Source organism: Novosphingobium sp. BL-S-34 (assembly GCF_056857015.1).
The window spans coordinates 1,646,218-1,661,809 of record NZ_CM166473.1 but is presented as its reverse complement, the minus strand read 5'-3'; the positions used below and the strand labels follow the sequence as shown (position 1 = coordinate 1,661,809).

10 protein-coding genes are annotated in these 15,592 nt (G+C 66.3%); 2 read left to right on the top strand and 8 right to left on the bottom strand.

Going from position 1 to position 15,592, the window contains the following annotated elements; translation table 11 throughout:
• Window positions 1–167: 167 nt before the first annotated feature.
• A complete protein-coding gene (locus AC1VV3_RS21095) occupies window positions 168–2,990 on the bottom strand; it encodes a bifunctional diguanylate cyclase/phosphodiesterase (protein WP_482962397.1) in 2,823 nt (940 codons plus the stop codon).
• Window positions 2,991–3,195: 205 nt separating this feature from the next.
• On the opposite strand from AC1VV3_RS21095, the gene AC1VV3_RS21090 reads away from it, so the two are divergent.
• Together AC1VV3_RS21090 and AC1VV3_RS21085 are read left to right on the top strand one after the other, a co-directional pair.
• Window positions 3,196–3,885: a helix-turn-helix domain-containing protein gene (locus AC1VV3_RS21090; protein ID WP_134093497.1), complete on the top strand. Its 690-nt coding sequence runs from the start codon at window positions 3,196–3,198 to the stop codon at window positions 3,883–3,885.
• A 312-nt stretch (window positions 3,886–4,197) separates the two neighbouring features.
• Window positions 4,198–5,088 carry a GGDEF domain-containing protein gene (locus AC1VV3_RS21085; protein ID WP_243840908.1) on the top strand — a complete coding sequence of 297 codons (891 nt, stop codon included), beginning with the start codon at window positions 4,198–4,200 and terminating at the stop codon, window positions 5,086–5,088.
• A 32-nt stretch (window positions 5,089–5,120) separates the two neighbouring features.
• On the opposite strand, the gene AC1VV3_RS21080 is transcribed toward AC1VV3_RS21085, so the two are convergent.
• The 7 genes from AC1VV3_RS21080 to AC1VV3_RS21050 all read right to left on the bottom strand — a co-directional run bounded on the left by AC1VV3_RS21080 (window position 5,121) and on the right by AC1VV3_RS21050 (window position 15,359).
• On the bottom strand, window positions 5,121–5,603 hold the full coding sequence (locus AC1VV3_RS21080; RefSeq protein WP_482962396.1) for a DUF3237 domain-containing protein: 483 nt from the start codon (window positions 5,601–5,603) through the stop codon (window positions 5,121–5,123).
• Window positions 5,600–7,519, bottom strand: coding sequence for a sulfatase-like hydrolase/transferase (locus tag AC1VV3_RS21075; RefSeq protein WP_482962395.1), 1,920 nt, complete (start codon window positions 7,517–7,519; stop codon window positions 5,600–5,602). The genes AC1VV3_RS21080 and AC1VV3_RS21075 overlap by 4 nt, the downstream gene beginning before the upstream one ends.
• Complete coding sequence (locus AC1VV3_RS21070) at window positions 7,516–9,234, bottom strand: sulfatase family protein (RefSeq protein WP_482962394.1); 1,719 nt, start codon at window positions 9,232–9,234, stop codon at window positions 7,516–7,518. The genes AC1VV3_RS21075 and AC1VV3_RS21070 overlap by 4 nt, the downstream gene beginning before the upstream one ends.
• Before the next feature lie 12 nt (window positions 9,235–9,246).
• The gene (locus tag AC1VV3_RS21065) at window positions 9,247–10,734 is read right to left on the bottom strand and encodes a sulfatase family protein (RefSeq protein WP_482962393.1); all 1,488 of its coding nucleotides are present in this window, start codon (window positions 10,732–10,734) and stop codon (window positions 9,247–9,249) included.
• The gene (locus AC1VV3_RS21060; protein WP_482962392.1) at window positions 10,734–12,164 is read right to left on the bottom strand and encodes a sulfatase family protein; all 1,431 of its coding nucleotides are present in this window, start codon (window positions 12,162–12,164) and stop codon (window positions 10,734–10,736) included. Before AC1VV3_RS21060 ends, AC1VV3_RS21065 begins: the two co-directional genes overlap by 1 nt.
• Window positions 12,161–13,939 carry an arylsulfatase gene (locus AC1VV3_RS21055; RefSeq protein WP_482962391.1) on the bottom strand — a complete coding sequence of 593 codons (1,779 nt, stop codon included), beginning with the start codon at window positions 13,937–13,939 and terminating at the stop codon, window positions 12,161–12,163. Before AC1VV3_RS21055 ends, AC1VV3_RS21060 begins: the two co-directional genes overlap by 4 nt.
• A 64-nt stretch (window positions 13,940–14,003) precedes the next feature.
• Window positions 14,004–15,359 (bottom strand): spinster family MFS transporter, encoded by a 1,356-nt coding sequence (locus AC1VV3_RS21050; RefSeq protein WP_482962390.1) that lies wholly within the window; start codon window positions 15,357–15,359, stop codon window positions 14,004–14,006.
• Window positions 15,360–15,592: the final 233 nt, after the last annotated feature.

The window sequence follows — 15,592 nt, the reverse complement described above, 5'->3', positions numbered from 1 at the left end:
GGCAGATGATACTCCCGGCCCCGGATTGCCAACCAGAATGGCTTTGTCCGGGGCAAGGGAGTCTTTAGCGGCGGTTTATGAGCGGCGTTATGACAAGGCTCGCGATGGGTATTGCGGCGCGAGGCGGTGCCCCGGAATTCGGCCCCGATGAATGTGCCGAGGCCCGCTCAGGCAACCTCGTCTTCCAGGAAAGCCGACGGGATCCGCAGCGGTTCGGGCTTCAGGCTGGGCGCGCGGTCGGGGCGGCCGAGGAAATAGCCCTGGGCTTCCTCGCAGCCTTCGCGGATCAGCAGCTCGAACTGGCTGGCGGTCTCCACGCCTTCCGCCAGAACCGGGATGCGCAGCGACTGGCCCAGCGCCAGGACCGCGCGGATGATGGCGCGGGCCTGTTCGTTCTCGTCCGATTCCAGCAGGAACGACTTGTCGATCTTGATCTTGTCGAACGGGAAGGAGTGCAGGGTGTCCAGCGAGGAATAGCCGGTGCCGAAATCGTCCATGGCGATGGCGACGCCCAGTTCCTTGAGCTGGCGCAAGTTGTTGAGCGCGCGCGCCTTGTCGGTGATGATCGCGCTTTCGGTGATCTCCAGTTCCAGCCTGCGGGCGGGGAGGCCGGTCTCGATCAGGATCCGCGCCACCATCGGCGCCAGATCCTGCTGGACAAGCTGGATGGGCGAGACGTTGACGGCGATGCGGTGCTCGGAATGCCAGCTCACCGCTTCCCGGCAGGCCTGCGTCAGGACCCATTCGCCGATCGACAGGATGGCGCCCGATTCTTCGGCGATCGGGATGAATTCGCTGGGCGATACCAGTCCGCGCTGCGGGTGATGCCAGCGCACCAGCGCTTCGTAGCCGGACAGCTCGCCGCTGCGCAGCTGGCATTGGGGCTGGTAGAGCAGCACCAGTTCCTCGCGCTCGATGGCCAGGCGCAAGTCGTTGGCAAGCTGACGGCGCGCGCGGGCGGTCTCGTCCATGCCCGGTTCGTAATAGCAGATGCGCTCGCCGATCTGCGCCTTGGCGCGGTACATGGCGAGGTCGGCATTGTTGAGAAGCGCTTCGCGGTCGGCCCCGTCGTGCGGATAGGCCGCGACGCCCAGGCTCGCGCCGAAGCTGAGTTCCTGCTTCTCGTGCTCGACGGGCATGTTGAAGCAATGCTCCACCCGGCGCAGGAATTCGGCAAGCTGCTCGTCCGTGTCGAACAGCTTGGCAATGCCGAATTCGTCGCCGCCGAGCCGCGCGGCGATCTCATCCTCGCCGATCACGGACTGCAGGCGCTGGGCCAGTTCCGCCAGCACCACGTCACCCCAGGAGTGGCCGTAAGTGTCGTTGATTTCCTTGAAGCGGTCGAGGTCGATGGCGGTCACGCCCAGGCGCTTGCCGACGCGGCTGGCCCGTTCGAGTCGCTCGTCGATCCACAAGTTGAAGCGGGTGCGGTTGGGCAGCCCGGTCAATCCGTCGTGCATCGCCATGTGGGCGATCTGGGCTTCGGATTCGTGCTGGCGGGTAATGTCGTCGAAGGTGGAGACCCAGCCGCCCTCCGGCATGCGCCGGCTGGCGATGGAGACCACCGTGCCGTCCGGGTATTCGGCCAGGATCGGCGGGGAGGACGGCCCTGCGAGATTGTCCAGAATGGCGCGCTGCGAAAGCAGGACGCGCTCCGCGATCACGTCCGGTGCGAAGCGGCCGAGGCTGCTGCGGCGGATCACTTCGGAAAGGTGCATGCCCGGCACGAGGCTGTCGGGCGCCAGGCCGTACATCTCCAGGAAGCGCGGGTTGCAGAGCACCAGCTTCTCATCGGCATCGAACAGGCAGAGGCCCTGGTGCATGTGGCCGAGCGCGGCATCGCGCTGGCGGCTGGCTTCGGCGATGCGGTCCTGCGCTTCCTTGAAGCGTGACATGTCGCGGGTGATCTTGGCGAAGCCGATGGGCTGGCCCTGCTCGTCCAGCATGGGCTCCATGGTCACATGGGCCCAGAACCGCGTGCCGTCGCGGCGCACGCGCCAGCCTTCGCCGTAATAGCGGCCGTGGTTGGCGGCCGCTTCCAGGGCGACGCGGTCGAGCGCGGCTTCGCGGTCTTCGGGGGTGTAGAAGCTGGAAACGTGAAGGCCCAGCGCTTCGGCTTCCGGATATCCCTTCAGGCGCTGGGCGCCGGCGTTCCAGTTCATCACCCGGCCGTCGAGATCGAGCATGTAGATCGCGCAGTCCGAAATGCCGCGCACCAGGAACGAGAAATTGCGCTCGCTGATCGCCACGACCGCGGCGGTGCGGCGGCTGATCGCCAGCGAGATCGCCGAGACCGCGACCAGCAGGAACGTCACCGCGGTGACGGCGGCGGCCATTTCCCGCGGGGAAATCAGCTGCTCGGGCACATGCATCCGCGTGGGGATGAGGGTGAGGCCGGTCATGCCGGTGAAGTGCAGGGAGACCACGGAGAGGGACAGCAGCCCGGTCGCCGCCAGCAGGCCGCGTAGGCGGCGGCCGTCGAGAGCGAGCGAAAAGGCGGGGTAGAGCGGCAGGAAGGCCAGGATCACCGAGGCGACGATGAAGCCGGTCTGCCAGCGCATCGTTGCCGGCACTTCCAGCGCCAGCATGCCGGTATAATGCATTGCGGCGATGCCTGCCGCCGCCACGGCAGAGGCCAGGACGAGTGCCAGGCGGCCCCGCGCTTCCGCCGCCAGTCCGAAGGCCATGGCAAGGGCGGTGACGGGAATGACGAGCGAGGCCAGTGTCAGGCCCGGCTCGAACCCGACCACCATGCCCGGCGCATAGCCCAGCATGGCCACGAAATGCGTGGCCCAGATGCCGAAGCCGGCGCTCACGCCTGCCAGGGCCCACCAGCGCCGCCGCATGCCCAGGAGTTGCTCCGCCGTGCAGCCCGCCGCCTGTCGCAGCAGGGCAAGCGCCGTCAGCGAAGAAAGTAGACAGATCAACGCCGCGAGCAGGACGAATTTCAGGTCATGCCCGTCACGGATGCAAAGATAGATGTTGAACACTGCAACCCCGATTAATTCCCCGGAAAACTACGGATAAATGGGTTAGGAAGTGATTAACAAGAATTTCATTGTGTTGGCCCGGCCAGACGATGTTAGAGTCGATCTGCGGGTTTTTGCGAATAGTGCGGCAAGGAAAATTAGCCGACATGCTAACCGATTCTTAATCCCTGTAGGGACAGGGTGCGATTCTCCTGGAGATTGCGCCATGCCGATTGCGGCACATTTTGAAGACAAGCCCACCGAGAACGGCCAGCAGGCCGGAAAGCCGCGCGCCACGCGCAAGCGGCTGACGATCGAAACGCAGGGCTCCCTGCCTTCCGGCGTCGAGACTCCCGTCACCATCCACAACTTCTCCGAAACGGGTCTCCTGCTGGAAACGCGGGTGGACATGGAGATCGGCGAAGCGCTGGAGATCGACCTTCCGGAGGCCGGAATCACGCGCGCGCGGGTGGTCTGGGCCAGCGGACGGCTGTTCGGCTGCGCTTTCGATACGCCGCTCCATCCGGCCGTCCTCAGCGCGGCACAGCTTCGCAGCGTCACGCAGGACGTCGAACTGGCGCCGCCGCCGCTCGTATCCGCTCCGGCCGCCATCGGCGGCGAGAGCTTCGGTGAGCGCCTGCACCGCCTGCGCAAGCTGCGCGGGCTGACCCAGGGCGAACTGGCCTCGCGGCTCGGCGTTTCCAAGCCGACCGTCTGGGCCTGGGAACAGGGCCGCGCACGCCCGATCGAGGAACGGCTGGACGCCATTGCCGAGGAACTGGGCGTCACGGCCGCCGAACTGCGCCCCGGCCGGACCGTAGCCGGATTGCCGGAACTCATCGCCCGCTGCCGCGAACAGATCGCCGCGGCCGTGGAGACGAGCCCCGACAAGATCAGGATCATGATCGAACTCTGAAATTTCCAGTCCTTGCCGGATTTGAGCGGCGCTCTGCCCAGCCCTGTGCAGGAACAGGGTAAATGCGCTTTCCGACTCAATTCAGCGATGGTAAATACATCAATAACAATAACTTGAAATTCGAACTGTTAGATAACAGGGCTAACAATTCTTGTTGAGATTTATTGCAAGGGTCGCCGGAAAACGGAAGTTGTATGCTTGGAAGTGGTCATTTGAGCGCTCTGACGTCTGCTAACGCAATCCGAATCACGGGCCCGATTTTCGTTGGATCGCTTTGCGGTCCCTCTGATCCGGGGCAATACCAAGATGGGCATGAATTTCACCGTTCAGGAAAGCTCCGCACTTTACGGGCTGCTGGCGGAAACGACCTCTGACGTCATCATCAAGACGGACCTTGCTGGTGTGATCGTCCATGCCTCGCCCGGCATTCGCAAGCTGGGCGTGCAGGTTCGGGCCGAGGCCGGTCCCCATCTGCTGGACCTTGTCGCCGCGCAGGGGCGGGATGCCGTGTCGCGGGCGCTGTCGGCCGCCATCGAGGGCCGGCAGGGCGCGCAATGGGTCGAATTTCCCGCCGTGACACCTGATGCCCGCGAAAGCTGGTTCGAGATCCGCATCCGTCCGCTCACGGAAGAGGGCGGGGCGGTCTACGGCGTGCTGGCAGTGATGCGCTCCATCGACGAGCGCCGCAGCCTGCGCGAGCAGCTGTTCGCGGCGACTTACACCGACCCGCTGACCCAGCTGACCAATCGCGCCGCTTTCATCTCCATGCTCGAACACATGGTCGCGCAGGGGATGGAGGGGTGCTTGGCCATGTTCAGCATCGACTTCTTCCGCACGATCAACATGAAGCACGGCCAGACGACCGGGGACGAAGTGCTGCGCGTCTTCGCCGACCTGCTGCGCGAAATGCTGCGTTCGGACGACATCATCTCGCGGATCGGGTCGGAGCGCTTCGCCGTCCTGCTGCCGCGCACCAATGCCGAACAGGCGCAGGCGATCTGCACCCGCGTGGTCACGACCCTGGCCGACTTGCGCCAGAAAGTGGGCGACAGCCGGCTGGCGATCACCACCAGCGGCAGCGTCGCGCGCATCGCCGACAGCATGGACAGCACCATCGAGCGCGCCGAACTGGCGCTGTTCTGCGCCAAGGCCAAGGGCCGCAATCGGCTGGAGATGGAAAAGCCCCGCCGCGTCTCCGCCTGAGGCTCAAGCGGAACCGAGCGTTCCGGGCCGGATCATTCCACACGGTAGAAATCGATCACGACCTCTTCGGGATGGCGTACGCCGCGGGCGATGAACATCGTCTGCCGCAGCCAGGCGTGAGGCCCGTCGCGCACTTCGAAGCGCGGGGCGGTGCGGAAGTAGTAGCTACCGGGATCGACCGGCTCCCCGCGCGCGATCCGCTCGCTCACGTCGACGCTGGCCACCCGCACGCCCGCATTGCGCACGTCGATGATCGTCCCGTCGCTGGCCTGCAGCGCATAATGGGCATCGACCAGGGTGGAGCCGTCAGTGCCGATCGCCTGCCAGTCGCCGCCGCCGGGCAGGACCGCGCCTTCGAGATCCGGGCCGGAGACCGTGCCGCCGCTGATCGGCACGAAGCGGCGGCGGCGCCCTTCGACGATGCCGTGGTCGATCGGGTCGAGCAGTTCCACCCTTGCGGAAAAGGCATAGGCGAGGGTGGGTGCGGGGGCGGCAGGGCCAGTGCCAGTGCTCATGGCGCGCCTCCGGCCTTGATCCGGGCCTGCATGCCCTCCCAGTCGAATACCGGAGTGGCGGGGGTGTAGGTGCCGGTCAGCTTCAGCATGAGATACTTGCCCGCGCTCTTCAGGTATTCGTTGGAGCCGGCCATCGCCTGTTTCGCCGTATCGAGGGCCGGAGCTGCCGACGCGCCGACATAGGTGAGGGCATTGATGGCATGGAGCCGCACCTGCCAGGGGCGATCCTCCGCGCAAAGGGCGATGAGCGCGGCCACCGCCGTCTGGCTCGCGGGGGCCTGCGGTTCGCTCATGCGCGCCAGCGCCTCGCCCAGGGCGATGCGGACATGGGGCGATGTCTCGCGCGTCAGGGCGGCCAGCATCTCCGCCTCGGCCGGCGCGGCTTTCGCGCCGAGGATCAGCAGGCCCATGGCCGACCAGTAGCGCAGCACTTCGACCGGGCTCGTCAGCGAGGCGCGCAGCGAGGGCAGGCCCTCGATCCGGCCCATGGCGGCGGTGCGGGCGAGCGCCATGACCGTCTTGAGCGGATAGACGGCGGGATCGCGGCTGGCTTCCCAGCCTTCGCCCGCCATCGTCTCGGGCAGGAAGCCGTTGTCGTGGATCGCCAGCATATGCGCGTCGAGCGCCTGGCTCAGCGTCTTGCGCAAGGCGCGGTGGGCAGGCTCTGCGGCGAGATTGTGCAGCTCCAGCGGATCCGCCTTGAGGTCGTAGAGTTCCTCGAAGACCTTGGGCTGGAAGAAACGCGCCTGGGCTTCAGTCAGCTTGCCGTCGAGATAGGCCTGCTCCCATTCCTGGTAGCCCTTGGCGAGCCATTCGAAGGCCTGGTGCTGGCCCAGCGGCCGGTGCGGCATGTAGTTGCGGATGTAGCGCCAGCGACCGTCAGTGACGGTGCGCTGGAAGTCGATCCGCTCGTCCATGCGGTTGCGCATGCCGAAGGCGTACTTCTGCGGCGCGGCCTTGGGGCCGAGGAAGGCCTTCCCGGTCATCTGCGCGGGCTGCGCGGCCCCGGCCAGGGCCAGTACCGTGGGCGCAAGGTCGATGAAGCTGACCGGAGAGGCGATCTCGCTGCCCGGGCGGCCGGGCATCAGGTGCTGCCACTTCTCCGGGACATAGACCACCATCTCGCAGCACAGGCCTTCGTCATAGCAGTAGCGCTTGGACCGGCCGAGGACGCCGCCATTGTCGGAATAGTGGAAGACGATGGTGTCCTCGCTCAGGCCGTCGGCCTCCAGCTCGGCAAGACGTTCGGCAAGCTCGCCGTCCATCTTTTCCATCAGGTTGTAGTAGCTGGCGAAATCCTGGCGGATGCCGGGCGTGTCCGGCAGGAAGGCCGGAACGTCGATCATGTCAGGCGTCACGCGGCCCTGCGTGGGCTTGAAGATCTTCGATTCGTGCGTGGTCTCGTAATTGAACACGGCCATGAACGGCTGGCTCTTGTCTTCGCGTGAGCGCCAGTGCGCGGCTTTGCCTTGTCCGTCCCAGATCGCCTGCGGATCCACGTCGCAATTGTAGTCGGTCTTGGCGCTGTTGGTGCAGAAATAGCCCGCGGCCCGCATCAGCTCGGGATATGTCCGGAACGCCTTCGGCAGCTTGCCCACTGCGCGCATCTGGTTCGCCGGGGCGCAGCTTTCGGGATAGACCCCGGTGAGGATGCCGAAGCGTGACGGCGCGCAGACCGGGGCATTGGAATAGACGTTGCGGAACAGCAGGCCCCTGGCCGCCAGCCCGTCGATCGTGGGCGTATGGGCCAGCTTGTCGCCATAGGCGCCGACGTAGGGGTTGTTGTCCTCGCTGACGATCCACAGGATGTTGGGCCGCTGGACCGGCGCGGCGGCGCGGGCGGCGGTGCCCGTGGCCGCCAGCGTGGTGGCGCCGGCGATGGAGCCCAGGACGGCGCGGCGCGATACCACGGTCACTGGCCTGCGCTCCCGACCTGCTTCACCAGTTCGTCCTTCAGCGGCGGGGTGTAGATCAGCGGCTTGCCTTCGGCCTGCGCCTTGAGCTTGGCCGGTCCATCGGGGAGGATCGGATCGAGCCGGTCGGTCGGGTTCGGCTTGATGTACCACGATGCGGGGAAGTCCGCCGCGGGGCTGCCGTTCACGTCACGCCGCACTGCGCCGGTCGAGAGACGCGCGCCGTAGGGGATCATGTGCTTGCCGTCCCGGTTGGCGAGCTGGTCGTAGAGCGCGATGCGCAGTTCCTGCTTCTTCGCCGCCCACTTGGGATCGTCCACCAGGTTGTGCATTTCCTCGGGATCGCTCTTGAGGTCGTAGAGTTCGTCGGTGTCGTAGACGCCGTAGTACTGGATGTATTTCACCCGGTCCCGCTCGATGGCGAAAGTGCCCGGCGTCATGGGGAAGTTGTATTCCCAGTAGTATTCGTAAGTGAAGTCGCCCGGCTTCCAGTCGCTCGGGGCCTGTTTGCCTGCCCAGAGGTTCCAGGCGCTCGTGCCTTCGAACTGCTGCGGGCGCTTGGCGCCGGCCACGTCAAGGAACGTCGGTGCGAAGTCGAGGTTGCGGATGCGGCCGGGGTTGACCTTGTTCGCGGGCACGGTGCCAGGCTCCCATACCACCAGCGGCACGCGGATCGAGGCTTCGTAGGCGTTGCGCTTGTCGATCAGCCCATGCTCGCCGACCATGTAGCCATTGTCGGAGGTGAACACAACCAGCGTGTCCTTCTCCAGGTGGTTCTTGCGCAGATAGTCCATGATCCGGCCGAGACTGTCGTCGATCGCGGAGAGCGTGCCGTAGTAGTACTTGAGATACTCGGTCATCGGCACGTCGGCATTGTAGAAGAAGTCGATGCCGTGCCAGGAATTGCGCTGGTTCTGCACCCAGACCGGCTTGCCGGCGTTGTTCTCCGGCGTATTGGCGGCGCTGGCCGGCAGGGTGAACTTCGCCTTGTCGTACTGGTGGGCGTAGCGCGGCGGCGGCAGCGGATCGGAATGGACGCCCTTGTGGCTGAGATAGAGGAAGAAGGGCTTCTTCGGATCGCGCTCCTTCGTCAGCCAGTCCATCGCATAATTGGTCAGTTCGTCAGTGATATAGCCCTTCTGGGGCACTTCCTTGCCGTCGACGTTGAGGTCGGGCGAGGAATGGGCGGTGGTCGCCTTGGCGGGCCAGTAATTGCCCTGGCCCATGAAGCTCACCCACTTGTCGAAGCCGGGACGCGGCGCATCTGTGCTGCTGCCCATGTGCCACTTGCCGAAGAAGGCGGTGTCGTAGCCGGCTTGCTGGAGATAGCTGGGGAAATAGGTGAGCCCGGCTTCGGAACCGTCGTTGTTGTCGACGATGCCGTGATTGCGCGCGGTCTGCCCGGTCAGGATCGTGGCGCGGCTGGGGCTGCAGAGCGAGGAAGTGACGACGGCGTTCGGGAAGTAGGTTCCCTCTTTCGCCATGCGGTCGATGTTCGGCGTCTTCAGCAGGCCGGGCTGGAGGAAGCCCATCCCGTCATAGCGCAAGTCGTCGACGAGGACGAAGATGATGTTGCGCGGGCGGGCTTCCTGCGTCGCGGGCGCGGCGGCGGGCACCTTGGCCTGCGCGGCAAGCGGCGACAATAGTACAAGTGCTGGGGCGGCGAAGCAGGCGGCACCGGCAAGCGCGCGGGCGAGGAGAGCGGTTCTGGTCTTCATCGGGATTCCTCGTCAGTAGACCCATTCGGTCTCGCGACCGTTGACGGTGGTCTTGCGGGTGAAGTGAAGTTTCCAGCGCGGATCGGGCAGGCCCGCGCGGAAACGCTCGATTTCGGCGGAGAGATCGGCCGCGCCTGCAGGGTCGGCGGAGGAGAGGTCGTTCATCTCGGCCGGGTCGCGGTTCAGGTCGTAGAGGTGAGAGGTCTTCCAGTCGTGCGAGACCCAGAGCTTGCGGGCGCCGCGCCGGGCGGCATAGACCGGCTCCTGCCCCCAGACCAGCAGACGGTCGGAATCGGGATGGCGGGCGGTTTCCACCAGGTCGCGTCCGTCCAGTTCGGTGGGCAGGGGGCTGCGGGGGGATGCCGCGCGGAGCACGGTGGCGGCGATGTCGACCGAGGAGACCGGGCTGTCGCTGATCCCCTGCGGCTTCAGGCCTGCGGGCCAGGACAGCACGAAAGGCACGCGCACCCCGCCTTCGAGATATGTGAACTTCCCCGAACCCCAGGGATGGTCCGGGTTGCAGAAGCCGAAGCGGGTCGGGCAGCCGTTGTCGGAGAGAAACACGACTATGGTATTGTCGCGTAGCCCGCGCGATTCAAGACTGTCGAGAATACGGCCGATGCCATCGTCCATCGCCGCGATCATGGCGATGTAGGTGCGGCGCACCGGATCCTTCACTTGCGGGAAGCGATCGTAATAGGCCTGTGGAACCTGCAACGGCCAATGCGGCGCGTTATAGGCGACATAGGTGAAGAAGGGGTGGTCCCGGTCCCCGGCGGAACGGTCGATGAAGTCCACGGCCCGGTCCGTGATCTGGTCGGTCAGGTAGCGGGTGAAATCGTCGGCCGGCCTGGCCTCCGGGCCTTCGACCATGGCGTGATGGCCGGTGCGCGGGGTGATCGGGTACTTGTCCGCCTTGGTGGGCGTGGTGACGATGCCCGGCGTCTTCGGATCGACGTAGTTGGTTTCGCCCGCGATGAAGCCGAAGAATTCGTCGAAGCCACGTTCGGTGGGATAGAACTGTCGCTCCGCGCCCTGGTGCCACTTGCCGAAGGCGGCCGTGCGGTAGCCCAGCGGCTTCAGGCGCTCTGCCAGGGTTTTCTGGTCGACGGGCAATCCCGCGCCTTCGTCGCCTTCGTCGTTGATGTTGTAAGTGAAACCGAAGCGCTGCGGCATTCGTCCGGTCAGCAGCCCCGCGCGGCTGACTGCGCAGACAGAGGCGGTGACATAGCCGCTGGAGAAGGCCACGCCGGTCTTCGCGATCCGGTCTATGTTCGGCGTCGGCACGTCGGCGCGGCCGTACGTGGAGACATCCGCCCAGTCGAGATCGTCGGCCAGGATGACGACGACGTTTGGCCTCCCGGCGGCGGCGGCAGGGCGCTGCGCGGCGGCGGGGCGCTGCGCCGAGGCAGTGTGCGTCGGTACGGTGTTCGTCGTGCAGCCGGACAGGCCGAGCAGGCATGTACCCGCCAGCATTGCGGAAACGAGCGTGCGGTGCATCATTCTTCTCCTCCCGGCGTCCTGCCGCAGCCGGCGACGGTGGCGGGCTGGCCGGGATCGACGGATGGCTGCCCTTCGCACCACGGATAACGCGTGGGATCGAGCGGGCCGTCGTGGGTATCGGCCAGAACCTTGCGCAAGACCGCGTAACGGCGTGCGGCCTCGCCCTTGCGCCGGGCGGCGGGCACTTCTGTCTCGACGCCGGAAACCGGGTCCATCGCCACGAAGCGACCGTCTCCGTAAAGCTTCCACCGGGCGTCGAAAGCGAAGCGCTCCGGCTGGAATTGCCACATCGGCGCATAGTGCATGAAGATCGCACTGCGCGCGGCACTCGCCTTGCCTGCGATGACCGGCCACTGGCTCACGCCGTCGACCTTACCCGCAAGAGCAGGCTGCCCGGCCATGTCGGCGAACGTGGGCAGCAGGTCGGTGAAATCGACCAGCGCCTCGCTCGCCTTGCCATTGGGGACGCCCGGACCCCAGGCGATGAAGGGGACGTGGGTGCCGTTGATGGTGGTCGAACCCTTGCCGCCGCGAACCGCATGGCCATCGCGCATGGACGTGATCTGGCGGTTGGTGCCGTTGTCGCCGGTGAAGATGACGATAGTGTTCCGGTCCAGCCCCTCCGCCTTGAGGCGCGCCATCAGGTCTCCCACCAGCCGGTCCATGTAGGACACCATGCCGTTGAAACGGCTGGCAGCGCCTTCGGCGGTCATCGAATCCGGGGTTTGCACCCAGGGATTGTGGACCAGGACCATCGGGTAATAGAGGAAGAAAGGCTTGTCCTTGTGGCGCGAGATGAAGTCCAGCGCCTTCCTGCTGTCAAAATCGGGGCCGAAGCCTTCCTCGCTGATCTTTGGCTTGCCGTTGGCGGCGCGGGTCGGCCCCCAGTAGCGCGAGCCCTTGGGCGTCAGCGCCTGGAGCTGCCACAAGTAGCTTTCGTCGAACCCGGCAGCCTCGGGCGTGATGCCGGTGCGGCCGTCGAAGCCGTTGCCCATGAGCTGCCATTTGCCGACGATGCCGGTGACGTAGCCCGCCTCCTTCATGACATTGCCGAACGTGCGCTGGCCGGGGGCGAGATAGCCGAAGGCCTCGTAATTGCGCCAGTTCTCCTGCCCGGTCATCAGCCGCACGCGCGAAGGCGAGCAGAGCGGCATGGCGTGGGCATTGTCGAAACGGGTGCCTTCGGCGGCGAGCCGGTCGACATGAGGCGTGTGGTATTCGCCGCCATAGGCATTGATGCCTTCCACCCCGAAGTCGTCGGCCAGGATCAGGATGATGTTGGGCGGGCCGGACGTGCGCGCAGCCGGAGCGGGGGCGCTGGCAGGAGCCGCAGCCGGTACGGCGGGCCGGGCGAGCGCGGGCGGAATGCCGCCGATCATGGTGCTCAGGGCGAGCGCGGCGAGTGCCGGGGCAGACCGCGGCCTCACTTCGGTTCTTCCCCGGAGGGGGCAGCCGTGCGGTCGCCGCTGCCGTCGAACATCTCGCGGTAGCGGAAAGGCTTGGGCGCCTCGGCCAGCGGCGGATCGGAATATTTGCGCGCCTCCGACCACCACAGCGCCTGGAGTTCCTTGAGCTTGGCGGGCATCGCGGCGGCCAGGTCGTGGTTTTCGGCCGGGTCCGCCTCGGTATCGAAGAGCTGCCAGACGTCCTTGGCGAAATCGCCGTCGCGCGGGTGGACCGCCAGGGCCCGCCACTTGCCTTGGGTGATGGCCCGGTTGCCGCGCAGTTCGAAGTACTGGACGGTGCGGGCGGCCGGCGCGGATGCATTGGCGATCGTCGGCAGGATCGACTTGCCCGCCACCGCGATTTCCGCCCGCCCCGCCACCGCCCTGGGGAAGGCGGTGCCGGCTGCGGCGGCCAGGGTGGGGGCGATGTCCACTGCGTCTACGTACTGGCTGCGGACCTGCCCGCCGTCGTGAATGCGGCCGGGCCAGCTCACCACCATCGGCGTGCGCACGCCGCCGAGCTGCGGCCAGATCTTGTAGCGCTTGTACGGGGTGGAACCGAGGTAGGCCCAGGGGCGCTGGTATTCGCTTTGCGTCTTGTCCGTGCCGAGTTCGTCGAGGCGGGCCAGCATCTGTTCGGGGGTCAGGGTATTGGGCCGGTACATCCGGTCGAACGAGCCCTTCTGACCGGCCTCCGAAGCCGCGCCATTGTCCGAGACCAGGATGATGAGCGTATTGTCGAACTGCCCGGTGTCCTTGAGGTGCTGGACCAGCCGCCCGATCTGCTCGTCGGTATGGGTGATGAAACCGGCGTAAGTGGCCATGAAGCGGGCGAAGACGGTCTTTTCGGCAGGCGTCAGGTCCGCCCAGGCGCGGTCGCCGTCGGCGCGGGGGGACAGTTCCGCCTGGGGCGGCATGATGCCCATCAGCTTCTGGCGTGCCAGACGGTCATGCCGCAGGGCGTCCCAGCCCTTTTCATAGATGCCGGCGTAAGCGTCGATATAAGCCTTGGGCACCTGGATCGGCGCATGGGCGGCGCCGAAGGCGAGGTAGACGAACTGCGGCTGCGCCGGGTTCGCAGAGAGCGCCTTGATCGCGTGGTCGGTGATGTCGACCGAGAAATGGTAGCCGGGCCGGTCGGGCTTGGGGAGCGTGCGGTTCCCCTCGATCAGGTCCGGGTGGTACTGGTCGGACCAGCCCAGGAAGAAGCCGTAGAAATCGTCGAAGCCGCGCTGGAGCGGCCAGGAGCCGTTATGTCCGGGCGAGCCGTCCTCGTCCTCGGGGGCGAGGTGCCACTTGCCGTAGCCATGGGTGGCATAGCCGGCGCGGTGAAGTACCTGGGCGATGGTGCTGGCGTTCTGCGGCAGTTCGCCCCGGTCGCGCGTCATGTCGGCGGGGTTGAGGACTTTGGCGGGCAGGTCGGCCATGCGCACGGTCTGCGGGTTGCGCCCGGTCAGCAGCGCGGCGCGGGTGGGGGAGCAGACCGCCTTGGTGTCGAAGTGGTTGTAGCGCAGCCCGCCCGCTGCAAGCGCATCGATGTTGGGTGTGCGGATTTCCGAGCCGAAGGCGCCGATGTCCGAGAAGCCGGTATCGTCGAGCACGATCAGCACGATATTGGGGCGCGTCTGGGCCGAAGTCGGGGCCGGAGCGGCTGCGGATGCCGGTGCCTTGGCAAGACCCGGCTGCGACGCGAGCGATCCGGCGACGATCAGGGCGGCGGTACAGGCCAGGCGAGTCATGCGATTCAGCTTCGGCATTGGGTTCCTCATCCTGTTGTTCCGGTGCGTCCGGTTGCCCGGCGTCCTATGCGTGAAAGCAGTCTCAGGCCCTGGCGGCAATCGGGTCAGCAACGGGGGCGGCGATGGCGCGGCCGTAGCCCCTTAGGCCCAGCAGCAGGGCCGCCACCGAAAGGGGCGAAGCCACGGCGCAGACGATGGTGATGGCATGGGGCAGGGCGGCGGGATCGCCGTACCAGTAGTCCGTGACCAGCGCGATCGCGAAGGGGCCGCCGGCGGCGCCGATCAGGTTCACCATCAGCATGTATCCCGCCGATATCGAAGCGCGCATCCGGTTCGGGGTGATCTCCTGAAGCGCGGCCAGGCCGCCGCCGAAATTGAACCCGGCCAGGAAGTTCATCGCGCCGATCAGCGCCAGCGAGAGCGACGCATTGGCCGCCTGCGGGAAAAGCGTGGTGACAGGGATCAGCGCCACGAAGCCGAACAGGGCGACCAGCAGGTTGGCGCGCTCGAACCCGCGGCGGCGCAGGGCGGCTGCGGCGAATCCGCCTGCCAGCGTGCCGCTGACGCCGCAGACTGCGGTAATGAGGCCGTAGATGCCGCCGATCTCCGCAGTCGTCAGGCCGTATTTGCGTTCGAGGAAAGCGGGGATCCAGGCGCCGGTGGCGTTGCCCACCAGGATCATCAGGGCAAAGCCGCAGCTTATGCCGAGGTAGGCCTGCCAATGGCGCACGACATGGGCGGCCAGTTCGGAGAAGGGCGGGCTAGCCGCAGCGGCGGTGCCGTTGAGGCCCATGCGGACAGGCTCACGCACCAGCAGCATGGCGCCGGAAAGCACGATGCCGGGAATGCCGAGCATCAGGAACACCAGGTGCCAGCCCTTCACCGCGCCGATCACCGGCAGCAGGACCACGCTGCCCGGAGGCACGACGCTGGCCAGGAAACCGCCCAGCATGAGGGCAGCGGCGCCGCCGACGTAGATGCCCATCTGATAGACACCCATGGCCGCGGCCAGGCGCTCCTTGGGGAAATAGTCGGCCAGGATCGAATAGGCGGCGGGGCTGAGCCCGCCTTCACCGGCACCGACGCCGATCCGGGCCACGAACAGCGTTCCGAAACTGCGCGCAAAGCCGCAGAGGGCGGTGGCGATGCTCCAGATGAACACGGCGCCCGCCACGATGTTGCGGCGGTTTGCCCGGTCGGCCAGCCGTGCGACGGGGATCCCGACCAGCACGTAGAACATCGTGAAGCTGAGGCCGTAGAGCAGGCTCATCGCCGTGTCGGAGGCCTGGAGGTCTTCCTTGATCGGCTGAACGAGGAGGGCGAGCGCCTGGCGGTCCACGAAGGCCAGCGTGTTCGCCGCTGCCAGCATCCCGGCAGCGAACCACGCCCGTTTCGGCGAAGGCCACTGGCGGCCGTCGCTTTCGCACTGTTCCCTCACGATCCCCTCCACTTGGTATGGCCTGTCTTTCTCAGCGGCCGATATTTAACGCTAAAACAGCAAGTGTGTCCGAAGATGTCAACCGGGTAATTGCGCAGCTCCCTGATGAAGGCCGAGCTTGCTGTTGCACGAAGGACACGCCCCGATGCTCGTCGTATCGGTCGCCAAACAGCAATGCGCGGAAACGCGCCGCTTTCGCGCCAGCCACAGAGAAATGTCGATATTAGCGGTAA

What these genes read in the sequence shown, in the direction of transcription:
- AC1VV3_RS21065 (WP_482962393.1), bottom strand. Translation starts at nt 10,734, where the DNA reads ATGCACCGCACGCTCGTTTCCGCAATGCTGGCGGGTACATGCCTGCTC.
- AC1VV3_RS21055 (WP_482962391.1), bottom strand. Translation starts at nt 13,939, where the DNA reads ATGCCGAAGCTGAATCGCATGACTCGCCTGGCCTGTACCGCCGCCCTG.
- AC1VV3_RS21070 (WP_482962394.1), bottom strand. Translation starts at nt 9,234, where the DNA reads ATGAAGACCAGAACCGCTCTCCTCGCCCGCGCGCTTGCCGGTGCCGCC.
- AC1VV3_RS21090 (WP_134093497.1), top strand. Translation starts at nt 3,196, where the DNA reads ATGCCGATTGCGGCACATTTTGAAGACAAGCCCACCGAGAACGGCCAG.
- AC1VV3_RS21085 (WP_243840908.1), top strand. Translation starts at nt 4,198, where the DNA reads ATGAATTTCACCGTTCAGGAAAGCTCCGCACTTTACGGGCTGCTGGCG.
- AC1VV3_RS21080 (WP_482962396.1), bottom strand. Translation starts at nt 5,603, where the DNA reads ATGAGCACTGGCACTGGCCCTGCCGCCCCCGCACCCACCCTCGCCTAT.